Genomic DNA, 13,354 nt, shown 5'->3' on the forward strand with positions numbered 1-13,354 from the left:
CAGCGGCAGCGGCAGCGGCAGCGGCGAAGAAACCCCCGCAACCACAACCCCCGGCTCGACCTTCCCCGCCCGCTACGCAGCCCCCTACATCGAGACCTGGAACCCCCCGACCGTCCTCACCCAGGCACACGAAGCCGGCCTGCGCTACGCAACCCTCGCCTTCGTCCTGGACGGCGGCAACTGCACCGCCACCCTCAACGGCAACCAGCCCCTCACCGACCAGAACTGGCTCCAGGCCATCCACGCACTACGCGCCGACGGCGGCGACGTCATCGCCTCCTTCGGCGGCGCCGCCGGCACCGAACTCGCCCGCGCCTGCACCACCACCAGCACACTCGAAACCCAGTACCGCAACGTCATCGACACCTACGGCCTCACCCGCCTCGACTTCGACATCGAAGGCACCACCCTCACCGACACCACCGCCAACACCCGCCGCAACCAAGCCCTCGCCAACCTCCAGAAAGACATCGAGAACACCGGCGGCCACCTCGACATCCAATACACCCTCCCCTCCGGCACGAACGGCCTCCAGACCGACAGCCTCACCCTCCTCCACAACGCCGAACAAACCGGCCTCCGCATCTCCCTCGTCAACATCATGACCATGGACTACGGCACCCACACCCACGACATGGGCCAAGCCGCCATCGACGCCGCCACCGCCCTGCACACCCAACTCGCCACCATCTGGCCCTCCCTCACCGACCAACAACTCTGGACCAGACAAGGCAACACCCCCATGATCGGCGTCAACGACACCCCCGACGAAACCTTCACCCTCCACGACGCCACCCGCCTCACCGACTTCGCCACCCACAAAGGCATCCAACAACTCGCCTACTGGGCCCTCGGCCGCGACACCCCCTGCACCACCACCGGACAACTCTCCGACACCTGCTCCGGCACCCCACAACAACCCCACGACTTCCTCACCACCTTCAACAAAACAACCACCACCACACCCGGCACGCCTACCGTCACCGAACCGGTCACGGGCCTGACGACCGGCGGTGCCACCCCGTCGCCCTCCGCGAGCACGGCGAGGCCGGAGACCGGGGGCGGCGGCAGCGGCCGTAGCGGTATCGACCTGTCGATCTGGCAGCTCCAGGAACCGGTCGGCTCCTCCGGGTCCCCGACCACGATCAGCGCCTCCCAGCTCCAGAACGGCTACGAGGACGACTACTTGTACACCGGCACGGACGGTGCCCTGACCTTCTGGTCGCCCGAGGCGGGCGTCACCACGCCCAACTCCAGGTACCCGCGCTCCGAGTTGCGGGAGATGGGGCAGGGCGGCGGCAGCGCCAACTGGTCGCTGTCGGGCACGCACCGCATGAGCGCCACCCTGCGCGTGGAGTCGGTGACGTCCAACGTGTGCGTCGGCCAGATCCACCTCGGTGAGGGCGGCGGCTCCACGAAGCCGTTGCTGGAGCTGTACTACCGCTCCAACGGCGACATCGTCCTGGGCACCGAGAACTCGCCCGCGGGCGGCCAGACCCTGCACGACGTGGGCAACGTCCCGGTCGGCGAGAAGTGGAGCTACACGATCGGCGTCTCCGGCGGCGACACCATCGACCTCACCGTGAACGGCAGCACCACGCACTATCCGATCGCCGACTCCTTCAAGTCCTACCAGCAGTACTTCAAGGCCGGCGCCTACAACCAGTCGGCCTCGAACAGCACCACCAAGGGCGCCAGGGTGGCGTTCTACGCCCTGGACGTGACCCACAACTGACACCCACAACTGACACCCACCACTGATCCACCACTGACCCATTCACACCCCCGCGCGGGCCCGCCGCCGGCGAGCGCCGGGTCCCACGGCCCGACGTGGGTGGAGTTCGTCGGCGAGCGCCGGGTCCCACGGCCCGACGTGGGTGGAGTTCGTCGGTGAGTTCCCGGTCTGCCGGGGGCCGGGACGGAGACGGTTAGCCTGTCGGTATGTCGGAGCGTGTGGTGTCCGGTCGGTCGGACGGGCTGATCACCTTGGCGGGCGCGGATGCTCTGTGGGCCGACGCGACGGCCGCCGGTGCCGTGCCGACGGCTTCGGGGGCCCTCACTCGCCCTCCCGCCCACCCCGAGGCGGGGTATGTCCTGCTCGGCGGGTGTGCGGTGGGGACGGTGGGGGTGCGCGGCGGCGAGTGGCGGGTGCGGGAGGCCGAGGTGCGCCGGGCGGCCGCGGAACTGAACGCGGTGGGGATGGACCGGCAGGACCTGGTTCGTGTCGGTCCGTTTCGCGGGGTGCCCAGGCAGGAGCGCGGGGAGGGAGCGTCGCTGCGTTGGCGCCGGCGCATCGCGGGGGAGGCGCGGGAGCCGGGTGGCCCCGGGCTGACGGCACGACGTGAGGCCGGCCGGCCGGACCATCTGGCGGGGATCGACTGGCGGCGGCTGCTCGTGGAGCGGACCCGGGACGGGGCGGAGCGCACGTGGTGGCTGCCGCGTACCGTGGTCAGGCTGCTGGACGCGGCCGAGCACGCCGAGGCGCGGTGGGTCCGGGCCGAGCGGTCCCGACCGGCAGGCGCGGCCGTCATCGAACGGCCCGCCCCCACCCGCCCGGCTTCGGACGCCGACGGTCGGCAGCCGACGGGCCCCGACAGCCCGGCAGTCCCACCGCGTCCGTACGGCAGGGAGCTGGAGGGCCAGTTGTACTCGGTGCTCAGCCGGAAGCCGGGTACCTCCCGCAGGGTGGCCGGGTGGGCGTGCGCCGTCTGCCGTACCGCACCGGCCACCGTGCTCGACCACTGCCACGAACACGGCTACGTCCGCGCCCCCGTCTGCCAGTCCTGCAACACCCAGGAACGCCCCGACCACCTGTACAGCAACGACATCCGCGTCGCGAACCGCTACACACGCCTCTTCGGCACCGGCACCGAAGACTGGCTCCGCCACTGGCACCGCTGTTCCGGCTGCCGCGCACGCACCACTCTTCCCCTGCCGCACCTCGCCGCCTGGACCGCCCACACAGCCTGCCGACCGCTGCGTCCGACCCACCCCGCCGCCGGTGGCCGCAGGCCCTGCGGTTCCCTGCGGGTGTCGTGGACGGGCAGTCAGAACACGCCCCGCACCTGCCTGTTCACGGTCGCCGTCGACTTCTGCCCCGTCGGGGAGCACCGCGTCCTGGCGCGGGTGCCCTACCGCGAAGCCGCCGAGCGGTTTCGCGCCTGGCTGGCCGAGACGGCCCCCGCGGTGGCCGCCGCGGCCGGCCCCGACCGCCTGGACGGCCTGCCCGCCCGGTCCCGGCCGGTCGTCGCGGACACCGGCGGCGAGGACCTGGAACTGTTCTGAGCGGGCCCGGGACCGGAGCCGGGCCTCGGGCGCGGGGTGATGCGGGGCGGGGCTATCCTTGTCGACGGCTGCGGTCTGTCGTCGCAGCGCGGCGGTGGGGCTCGCCGTGACCGAACCGCGGCAAGGACGCCGCCAACAGTCCCTACTTGCGAAGGTGTGTGCCCGCGTGCGCGGGCCCCGGCGAGTAGGAGACGTGTTTCCATGACGGCCCCGCGATCCCGTACGACCGACGATCCCACGGATCCCGATGTCGATCCGCGCGTGCCCGCTCAGCGGCGGCCGTCCTGGCGGCCCCGGAGACCGGTCGTGGCGGTCGTCGCGCTCGGCGGAGCGGTCGGGGCGTCGGTCCGGTACGGGGCGTCACTGGTGTGGCCGGCGGCGGGCGTCTTCCCGTGGACGACGCTGTGGGTCAACGCGGTGGGATGCGCGGTGATCGGCGTGTTCATGGTGCTGATCACGGACGTGTGGGTGGCGCACCGGCTGGTGCGGCCGTTCTTCGGGACCGGGGTTCTCGGAGGTTTCACGACGTTCTCGACGTACGCGGTGGACATCCAGAAGCTCGTGGACGGCGGCCATCCCCGGACCGGGCTCGGGTACCTGGCCGCGACGCCGTGCGTGGCGCTGGCGGCGGTGTGGGTCGCGGCGGCGGCGACGCGCGGCCTGACGACGGGGAGACGGCGGGGAGGCGGCGGTGGCAGGTCTGACAGTGCCGGCGCCCTGCCGGTGGCGATCGTGGTCGGGGACACCGAGGACGGGGTGAGGGCGTGAACTGGCTGCTCGTGATCTGCGGTGCCCTGGTCGGGGCACCGTTGCGCTACCTGACCGACCGAGCGGTGCAGAAGCGGCACGACACGGTGTTCCCATGGGGCACGTTCACCGTGAACGTGGTCGGCTGCCTGATCCTGGGGCTGCTGTCGGGGGCCGTGTCGGCAGGGGCCGCCACGGCGCGGGCGCAGCTGTTGCTCGGCACGGGCCTGTGCGGTGCGCTCACGACGTACTCGACGTTCTCCTACGAGACGCTCCGGCTGGCCGAGGACGGGGCGCGGTTCCTCGCCGTGGCCAACGTGGTCGCGAGCGTGGTGGCCGGCCTCGGGGCCGCGTTCGTCGGCGTGTCCCTCGCGCAGGCGCTGTGGGCGTGAGGCTGCCGGTGTCCGGCACGCTCGCGCTCAGGTGGGGAAATCCTCGTTGTCGCAGGTCAGCCAGGACTCGGTGATGGTCCTTGCCTCGTCCGCCTGTTCCGGTGTGACGACGCCCTCCATGTCCGGGCCGCGGCCCAGCAGGTCCCTGACGCATGCGCGCTCATCGGCGCTGACCACCCAGACGGACGAGGTGGAGGACCCGTCGTCGTGCCAGTCGAGCACGCTCAGGGTGTGCCGGTGGGTCATCGCGTCCTCCCAGCCCATTGGTTACGGGATGCGCGGATCGGCCTCACGGTCTCGGCCTGCGGGTGCTCCGGGCCCTGGGTGACGCTGTACTCCGCCTTCCGGTTCTCCTCCAGGGAGCGGTACGAGCCCGGTCCTGCCTCGATCGCCGAGAAGTGGACGAAGACGTCGGTGCTGCCGTCGTCCGTTCGATGAAGCCGAAGCCCGCTGCGTACGCAGCGGGTACACCGCCAGAAAACGACTGCCGACTCCACGGTATCGCCGACGCCCCCACCCCGCGCGCCGCCCTCGGCGACGCCGGCCCGGCCCATGGGGTGCGGGGCCCGGGGCGGGCGGGCTCGTGCGGGTGCGGCCCGCCCGCCCCGGTGAGGGGTGTCAGCCGGTGGCGACGATCTCGTTCACGATCCAGGCGCCGAGTTCCTCGGTCATGGTGGTGTGCGGTTCGTTGCGGCTGGCGCAGAGGAAGGCGTCGAGTTCGCTGCTGTCCGGAGCGATCGGCTTGTAGAGCGCCGTCTGGTCGTCGATGTCTCCCGCGGCGACGGCACTGATGCTGGGGATGAAGCAGGACGTGCGGATGACGTCCTTGTCCACGGTGTTGCCGAGGAACGCCATGAGGAGGCCGGCCAGGCCGAAGCTGCCCGGGTCGCTGCCGTCCGGCAGCGGCAGCGTGAACAGGCCGCCGGGCGCGCCGTCGATCTCGGGCAGCCCGCTGGTGCGGACCTCGACCGGCTGGCCGTTGGCCTTCTGCAGGCGGGCGACGACCTGGTCGCCCTGTGCCTGGGTCTTGAGCCAGGTGTCCTTCAGCGTCAGGCCGTCGCCCCTGACCGCGGTCACGTCGGCGTGGACGCCGTTGCCGGTGCCGGTGTCCACGCCGTTGGCGACGGCGATCCTGCGGACGGCGCGCGGCCATCCGCCGAGCTGGTCGAGTTCCCTGAGGAACGCCACCCGCTCCGGGGCGGGCGCCGGGGTGTCGTCGGTCTTCGCGATGTACCAGCGCGCCATCTGCTTCGCGGCGGGGCTGTTGAGCAGGCCGGAGAAGAGGCGGAGGGATTCGCCCACGACGGGGTGCTCGCTCCAGTTGTCCGCCGCGAAGTGGACGAACCCCTGGAGGGAGACGGGGAGCCAGGCGCCGTGGTGGGGGGAGTCGTAGGAGAGGTGGAGGGACGTCTCGTGGTCGGGGAGGGAGGGGTCCTGCTCCATCTTGGCCAGCGCGTAGCGGGTGACGATGCCGCCCATGCTGAAGCCGCCCACGACCAGTTTCGCGCGGCCCACCCGCTCGCTGAGGGCGCGGCGGATGCAGTCGATGGCGGTGTCGGCGTTGTCCGTGATGGACGCCGTCCGGTCGGTGTAGCCGAGGATGATCACGTCCCGGCCGGTGGCGTGGAGTTCGGAGATGAAGCGGAAGTCGCCGTTCTCCTCCAGGCCGTGCCAGAGCAGGTCGAGGTCGCTGGTCCCGCTGGAGAAGCCGTCGGAGAGGATGACGGGCCGGACGAGCTGCCGGCGGTTCAGCGGGCTGTAGTAGACCCAGGCGGTTCCGCCGGCGAGGGACCACTCCTCGTGCGGCTCCGGTGCGGAGGCGATCGCGGCGCGGGGTTCGGGGGAGACAGGGCCCCAGATGTCAACGACGGGGGTAGGCATGATCGGCTGACTCCTTGCGTGGTGGTGGGTTCGTCGATCGGCGGTCCCGTCACGTCGTCTCGTGCGATCACGACCGCCCGGAATCATGGTTGCAGAAGGTAGTCGAATCGCTACTTAGCGCGAATGTTCGGTCGTGTCCGGTCGTGCCTGCTGCTTGACAGCCGCCTGAGTGCCACTGTGCCGCCCCGCCCGGACGCCGGCGGGCCCGCACCGTGCGCGGTACCGGGGCCCGACGTCTCCCGGACGATGAGCCGAGTGGCCGTCATCCTGCCGCGAGCGTGGCCGGTGGCGACGGTGCTGAACGCGGGGAATCGCCGCCGCGGGCGCGGAAGGCGGACGGGGCTGTGGCTACGGGGCTTCCTCGTGCGGTGTGCGGAGGCATTCGACCAGGTAGTCGCCCGTGTCGGGGTCGGTGGTCACGCCGTGGGCCTCGCTGCCGAAGCCGGGGAAGGCGCGGTCGAAGGACTCCAGGGCGGTGAGGTAGCGCAGCAGCGGGCCGTCGGGGGCGCCGAGGGACTCGCCGGGCATGAGGACGGGGATGCCGGGCGGGGTGACGGTCACCATGGCGGCCGCGGTCCGGCCGGCGGCCTCGGCCAGACGGACGCGCTCCGTGCCCCCGCGGACGAGCTGCTGGTAGCAGTGGCGGGGCGGGTGGACCGGCGTGGGCAGGTGGCGGAAGGCCTCGTCGAGGGCGGCGACGAAGGCGCCGCGGGTGAGGTGCCGGTGCATCTGCGCGCACAGCTCGCGCAGGGTGGTGTTCCGGTAGCGGGCGGGATGCCGTTCGGTGAGGGCGCTCAGGACGCGGTCGAGGGGCGCGTCGCCGTCGTACAGGGCCTTGAAGTCCATGAGGGCGTCCATCAGGGTGCCCCACTTGCCCTTGGTGATGCCCATGGAGAACAGGACGAGGGCGGTGTAGCTGTCGGTCTTCTCGACGACGATGCCGCGGGCGGCGAGGTACTCCGTCAGGACACGGGCCGGGATGCCCCACGGCCGGGTCTCGCCGGTCGCGGTGACACCGGGGCAGGTGAGGGTGACCTTGACGGGGTCGAGGAGGCAGTAGCCGTCGGTGAGACCGTCGAAACCGTGCCAGGGCGCCCCCGGTTCGAGGTGCCAGCAGGACGGCTCGGTGGCCAGCAGCGCGGCGGGGGCGTCGGCGAACGCGATCCGCGTGCCGGTGGCGGGGTCGGTGACCTCCGGGGGCTGCCACACGCCGAAGAACCAGTCCGGCCGGTCTCCCGCGGCGGTGATGCGGCGGCCCGTGCGGACGACGGCCTGCCGGAAGCGGATCGCCTCGGTGACGGCCTCGTCGATCAGCCACCTGCCCTGCGGTCCGTCCATCATCGCGGTCGCCACGTCGAGGGAGGCGATGCCGGGGTAGAACGCGGAGGTGGTGCCGTGCATCATGAACGCCTCGTTGAAGCGGTCGTGTTCCACGGGTGCCCGGGGCGCCGGCCGGACGTGCACCATGGCGCACTGGGAGAGCGCGGCGAGGAGCTTGTGCGTGGAGTGGGTGGCGAACACCGTCGGCCGGTCGCCGTCCGCCAGGGTGTCCGGGCCCACGGCCATGCCGTAGCGGCCCCGGTAGAGGGGATGGAAGCGGGCGTACGCGAACCAGGCCTCGTCGAAGTGCAGCCGTGGCGTGCTCGGCGCGAGGGCGCGGGCGGTGGCCACGGTGTCGTAGCACAGGCCGTCGTAGGTGGAGTTGGTGACGACCGCGTACTGCGCCCGCGGTGAGACGGCGCCGGTGGTGAGCGGGTTCTCGGCGACACGCGCGCTGACCGCGTCCGGGGCGGTGACACCGGGCGGGAGAGGGCCCGCCAGGCCGTAGCCGTTGCGGGTGGGTACGAGGTAGACGGGACGGGCCCCGGACAGGACGAGGCCGTGCAGGACGGACTTGTGGCAGTTGCGGTCGACCAGGGCGATCTCGTCGGCGGTGACGCTGTAGTGGCCCACCATCCGGTTGCAGGTGGAGTCGCCGTGCAGGACGAAGTAGGTGCGGTCCGCGCCGAACACCCGGGCCGCGTTGCGTTCGGCGTCGCCGATCGGCCCGCTGTGCTCGTAGAGGGAGCCGAGCTCGCCGACGGAGATCGACAGGTCGGTACGGAAGAGGCGCTCGCCGTAGTAGTCGAAGAACGCCCGTCCGGCCGGCGACTTGAGGAAGGCCACGCCTCCGGAGTGGGCGGGGGTGTGCCAGGAGTACTCGTGGGCGTCCTCGAACCGGCTCAGGGCGCGGAAGAACGGCGGCAGCACGTCCTTGAGATAGGCGCGGGCGGCGGACGCGACGCGGCCCGCGATGAAGGCGGGGGTGTCCTCCAGCGGCCAGATGTAGCCGACGACGGTCTCCGACACCCACAGCGGGAGGCGTTCGAGGTCGTGGTCGGAGTTCTCGGTCATCAGCAGGAACACGGGCAGGTCCTTGAAGCGGCGCCGGATCCGGTCCAGGACCTCGGCCCCGCCCGTGGGGGTCGTGGGGGTCGTGGGGGAGGGGAGGTCCCAGGCGACCACGGCGGCCGCGATGCCCGCCTCCGTCTGGAGCACGGCCCGTGCGTCACGGGCGTCGGCGGCCTGCCGCAACTCCAGCCCCCGGTCCGCCAGTTCCTTGCCGATCCGCCGTAGGTGCTCCGCGCTGACCCCGCCGCCGAGAGGGTCCTCGTGCAGTGCCAGGAGCACCGTGCCGCTCGCCATGGATCGATCCGCCCGCCTTCCAGCGCCCAGGAGTGCCCCCGCCAGGCCGGGACACCGGAACCGCCCGACATCCGGTCGAACCGGTATGTGCGGGACGTGCCCAGTCTGGCCGGGACGCCGAGGACGGCCGCGGCCTTCGCGGGCGGGTTCACCCGCACGAGGTCGTCCGCGGACCCGGGCACGGCCGGTTCCGCCTCCGCCCGCTCCGGCGGCCGTCGGCGGGCGGGAAAATCCCCGGCGGGCTCAGGGACGAGGACGTCCTCGCCCTGGGGCACGGCAGCGATCCCTGCCTGCGCTGACGGGGCACCCCGCCGTTGTCAGTGGTGACCATTAGCTTGGGAGTCACTGGAGATCGGCCGAACCGGCTGACCGGGCCTTTGGGGAGGGGTGTGCTGTGTCCGCTGCGCAGGCACGACAGTCGGGGAGCACGACGTATCTGGAGCTGTCCCAGGAAGGCGGGGGTGCCCACAAGTTCTACGAGGTGACCGTCGAGGGGCTCGCCGTGTCCGTGCGCTACGGACGGATCGGCGTGGACGGGCAGCGCCAGACCTCCGCCTTCACGACCGTCGAGAAGGCGGAGGCCGCGGCGGCGAAGAAGATAGCCGAGAAGGTCCGCAAGGGGTACGCGCCCGCCGTGCAGGGCCGGCGCGCGGCCCGGCCCGTGACGCGGCGCCAGGTCACGTCCGCCCCGTCCACGGCGCGCGCGACCGCCCCGGTCCTGTGGCGGTTCCGCACCGGCGCCTCGGCGTTCGGCATCCATGTCGACGAGGACCGCTGCTGGGTCGGCAACCAGGACGGCCATGTCTACAACCTGAGCCACGACGGCGAGGTGCTGGCCCACTACTCCCTGCCCGACGGCGTGAAGTGCCTGGTCGCCGACGACTTCTGGATCTACGCGGGCTGTGACGACGGCCGGGTGTACGACCTCTCGGCGAAGGTGCCGTTCGCCGCCTACGAGATCGCGGCCGAGGTGGACATCTTCTGGCTGGACATCCACGCGGGCGTGCTCAACGTCTCCGATCGCAACGGCGGTCTGACGGTGATCGACCACGAGGACGAGTTCCAGTGGTCGCGCAACTCCTCCGGAGAGCACGGGTGGATGGTGCGCGCCGACGAGCACGCGGTGTACCACGGGCACAGCGGCGGTGTGACGGCCTACGCGGCCGACGGCAGCGGCCAGCTCTGGCACACCGTGACCAGCGGCAACGTGCTCTTCGGATGGCAGGAGGCGGACGCGGTCTACGCCGGGACGGGCCGGCGGGTCGTCCAGCGGCTCGCCAAGTCCTCCGGCGCCGTCGAGGCCTCCTACCACTGCGACGCCGCGGTGTACTCGTGCGCCACGTCGCCCGGCGGCCGGTACGTCTTCGCCGGCGACTCCGCCTCCTCCGTCTACTGCTTCACCGCCGACGGCACCCGGCTGTGGAAGCTCGGCACGGGCGGCGGCTCGGCGCTCTCCATGCAGTACCACGACGAACGGCTGTACATCGTCTCCACGGACGGCTCGCTCGCCTGCATCGACGCGAGCGAGGCCGCGATCAACGCGGCGCAGTCGGGCAGCGTCCCCGTCGCCGAGGACATCAAGCTGGCTGCCGCACTGCCGACGTACGCGCCGCTGACCACCGCCGCCTCCGTCGCCACCGTCAGCGCGGTGCCCGCGCCCGGGAGCGGGGTTGTCGTGGAGTGCTTCGAGCAGGGCGGCCGAGTGCGCGTGCGGGTGGTCTCCGACGGCTACCAGCCGGGCTGGAACGTCCAGTTCCCGCGCGCCATCCGCCAGGCCGGCGCCCGCTACGTGGTGGACGCGCTGCACTCCTCCACCGGTGGCTTCTACCGGGTGCGCGGTGAGATCAGACGTCTGGTGTGACGGGCGGGACACCCGGCCGGTCAGGGGAGGGGCGTCCCGCGCGCGGCGGTCCACAGCGCGTACCACTCCTCGTGGGTGAGGTCCGGTTCGCGCAGGACCGCGTCCCGGCAGGCGGTGATGCGCTGCGGGCTGGTCGTGCCGACGACCGGGGCGATGCCCGCCGGATGGCGCTGAAGCCACCACAGGAGGACGGTCTCCGGGGTGGTCTCCTTCCGCCGGGCCAGGTCCGCGACCAGCCGGCTCACCGGAGCGTCGGGGTCGGCGGTCAGCCGGCCCCGGGCCAGCGGACCCCAGGCCTGGAGCCGGATGCCCTCGGTCGCGCAGTACTCCAGCGTGCCGGCCCCGAAGCCGTTCCGCGTGCCGGCGCCCGTGTTGAACAGCACGCCCGCCTCCACCCAGTCCCGCCGGGCCAGGCTCATCTCCAACTGGTCGACGACCAGCGGGACGCCGAGGTGGGCCTGGAGGAACGCCAGGTGCGGGCCGCTCATGTTGGAGACGCCGAACTGCCGGACCAGCCCCTGGGAACGCAGGGCCGCCAGGGCCTCGGCGATCTCCTCGGGGTCGGCGAGCGGGTCCGGCCGGTGCAGCAGGAGGACGTCCAGCGCGTCCGTGCGCAACCGGACCAGACTCTCCTCGACCCGCCGCAGGATGCTCGCTCCCCGCAGGTCGTAGTGGCCGGGCCGCTCGCCGTCGGGCAGCCGGATACCGCACTTGGTCTGCAGGACGATGCGCTCCCGCAGCCCCGGGGTCCGGGCGAGCACCTCGCCGAAGACGGCCTCCGACTTGCCGCCCTGGTAGATGTCGGCGTGGTCGAACGCCCTGATCCCGGCGGCCAGCGCGGTCTCGATCGCGGTCTCGGCGTGCTGGATGTGCTCGGACGTGTACGGCCGGCTGTCCCAGCCGCCGCCCAGCCCCATGCAGCCGTACACCAGCCGGTGCGCGCGTATGTCGGGCTGTGCTGCCATGGCGGGTCTCCGTGGGCAGAGGTGGTGGGGGCGGGGGAGGCGGGGTCAGGCGCGCAGGGCGTCGGCGAGCATCTCGGCGACGGCCAGGACCGGCAGCTGGGTGTTGGCGGCGGGGACCGTCGGCAGCACGGAGGCGTCGGCGATCCGCAGGTTCGCCACGCCGTGGACCGTTCCGTCCGGGCCGACCACCGCGTCGGGGTCGTCCGCCGGGCCCAGGGCGCAGGTGCCGACCGGGTGCCAGTAGGTGCCCACCCGGGCGCGGAGGTCCGCGTCGGACAGCGTGTGGGCCGCCACCGGCTCCGCGGGAGCCGCCAGCGGCCGCAGCGCCGCGGCCAGTTCGGCGACCTTGCGCAGACCCGACCGCAGCACCGCCGTGTCGCGGCCGTCCGGGTCCGTCAGGAACGCGGGGTCGATCTCCGGGGGTTCGAGCGGATCGGCCGAGCGCAGCCGGACATGTCCGCGGGAGACCGGCTTCATCAGGAAGGCGGATATCCCGGCCTCGTACCGGCCCGGCGGGAGGCTGCCGAACAGCGGCGGGCCCGCCGTGGGGAGCAGGTGCAGGTCCCACGCCCCGTCCTGGCAGTACTCGCTGGCCGTCCGGATCAGCATCCGGCTGACGTACAGCCGGCCGTCCGCCTCCTTCGCGGCGAGGGCCGCGTCCAGCCCGGGTGTGGGGGACAGGGGCACGAACACACCGGGCTGGTCCGACAGGTTGGCGCCCACGCCCGGCAGATCCGCCTCGCACCGGACGCCGGTCTCCTCCAGGTGGGCGGCCGGTCCGAGGCCGCTGCGCAGGAGCACGGCGGGGGAGCCGTAGGTGCCGGAGGCCAGTACGTAGGTGCCGGCCGTCAGCGTCGTCCGGCCGCCGTCGCGCACGACCTGCGCGCCGTGGACCCGGCCGTCGCGCACGACCAGCCGGTCCACCAGGGCGCGGTCGAGGATCGTCAGGTTGGGCCGCGCCCGGACGGCCGGGTCCAGGTAGGCGAAGGCGGCGTTGACGCGCAGCCCGTCCACCGCGTTGAGCAGGGGGCGTCCGTAGCCGGGTGGCCCGGGGGTGCCCATGTCCACCTCGGGGTAGCCGAGTTCGCCCGCCGCCGTGAGCGCGGCCGAGGCCCAGGCGGAGAGCTCCTCGTCCGGCCCCGTGCGCAGGCCCATCCGCTCCACCGCCCTGCGCCGGTACGGCTCCAGGGCCCCGGCCGACCACCGCTCGCCGCCCGCGCGCGTCCACTCGGCGTGGTCGGCGAGCGAACCCCAGGTGTTCCAGGCGCCGTTGACGCACGAGGAGCCGCCGAGGACCCGGGCCCTGATCCGGTAGAACGCGGTGTGCCGCTCCCACACGTCGTCACGCGGGAGGGAGCGGGCGTCGCGCAGCCGCGGCGGCCACTCGGCCTGCGCCGGGCCGTAGTCGGGTCCCGCCTCCACCAGGCACACCGACCGGTCGGGGTCCTCGCTGAGGCGGGCCGCCAGGACGCACCCGGCCACCCCGCCGCCGAGGACGACGACGTCGTGGCCGGACGGGAAGGGGGATCTTGTCATCG

Annotated in this window: 9 protein-coding genes and 2 pseudogenes; 5 read left to right on the forward strand and 6 right to left on the reverse strand. The window is 72.7% G+C overall.

All coding sequences use genetic code 11. The features are described from left to right. Positions 1-1,000: 1,000 nt before the first annotated feature. The 4 genes and pseudogenes from ACZ619_RS22825 to crcB all read left to right on the forward strand — a co-directional run bounded on the left by ACZ619_RS22825 (position 1,001) and on the right by crcB (position 4,424). Entirely contained in the window at positions 1,001-1,735 is a 735-nt protein-coding gene (locus ACZ619_RS22825; protein ID WP_469602282.1) for a polysaccharide lyase family 7 protein, read from the forward strand. A gap of 206 nt (positions 1,736-1,941) precedes the next feature. After that, positions 1,942-3,285, forward strand: coding sequence for an endonuclease domain-containing protein (locus tag ACZ619_RS22830; protein WP_469601767.1), 1,344 nt, complete (start codon positions 1,942-1,944; stop codon positions 3,283-3,285). A gap of 201 nt (positions 3,286-3,486) precedes the next feature. Next, positions 3,487-3,963 (forward strand): annotated as a pseudogene (locus tag ACZ619_RS22835) (fluoride efflux transporter FluC); the annotation flags it as partial. A gap of 86 nt (positions 3,964-4,049) precedes the next feature. Further along, positions 4,050-4,424, forward strand: coding sequence for a fluoride efflux transporter CrcB (gene crcB / locus ACZ619_RS22840; RefSeq protein ID WP_469601770.1), 375 nt, complete (start codon positions 4,050-4,052; stop codon positions 4,422-4,424). Positions 4,425-4,451: 27 nt separating this feature from the next. On the opposite strand, the gene ACZ619_RS22845 is transcribed toward crcB, so the two are convergent. The 4 genes and pseudogenes from ACZ619_RS22845 to ACZ619_RS22860 form a co-directional block, all read right to left on the reverse strand. Further along, a complete protein-coding gene (locus tag ACZ619_RS22845) occupies positions 4,452-4,670 on the reverse strand; it encodes a hypothetical protein (RefSeq protein WP_469601772.1) in 219 nt (72 codons plus the stop codon). Then, a pseudogene (locus tag ACZ619_RS22850) lies at positions 4,667-4,860 on the reverse strand (cold shock domain-containing protein). The gene ACZ619_RS22845 and the pseudogene ACZ619_RS22850 overlap by 4 nt, the downstream one beginning before the upstream one ends. A gap of 182 nt (positions 4,861-5,042) precedes the next feature. Further along, a complete protein-coding gene (locus ACZ619_RS22855; protein ID WP_469601775.1) occupies positions 5,043-6,305 on the reverse strand; it encodes an esterase/lipase family protein in 1,263 nt (420 codons plus the stop codon). Positions 6,306-6,653: 348 nt separating this feature from the next. After that, entirely contained in the window at positions 6,654-8,990 is a 2,337-nt protein-coding gene (locus tag ACZ619_RS22860; RefSeq protein ID WP_469601778.1) for an Orn/Lys/Arg family decarboxylase, read from the reverse strand. A gap of 394 nt (positions 8,991-9,384) precedes the next feature. On the opposite strand from ACZ619_RS22860, the gene ACZ619_RS22865 reads away from it, so the two are divergent. Further along, entirely contained in the window at positions 9,385-10,851 is a 1,467-nt protein-coding gene (locus ACZ619_RS22865) for a WGR domain-containing protein (protein WP_469601781.1), read from the forward strand. A gap of 20 nt (positions 10,852-10,871) precedes the next feature. Here ACZ619_RS22865 and ACZ619_RS22870 read toward each other — a convergent pair whose 3' ends face one another. Both ACZ619_RS22870 and ACZ619_RS22875 read right to left on the reverse strand, forming a co-directional pair. Beyond that, positions 10,872-11,816, reverse strand: a complete 945-nt coding sequence (locus ACZ619_RS22870) for an aldo/keto reductase (protein WP_469601784.1) — start codon at positions 11,814-11,816, stop codon at positions 10,872-10,874. Positions 11,817-11,861: 45 nt separating this feature from the next. Beyond that, positions 11,862-13,352, reverse strand: coding sequence for a GMC family oxidoreductase (locus tag ACZ619_RS22875; RefSeq protein ID WP_469601787.1), 1,491 nt, complete (start codon positions 13,350-13,352; stop codon positions 11,862-11,864). Positions 13,353-13,354 lie beyond the last annotated feature (2 nt).

The organism is Streptomyces sp. NPDC104367, assembly GCF_055583825.1.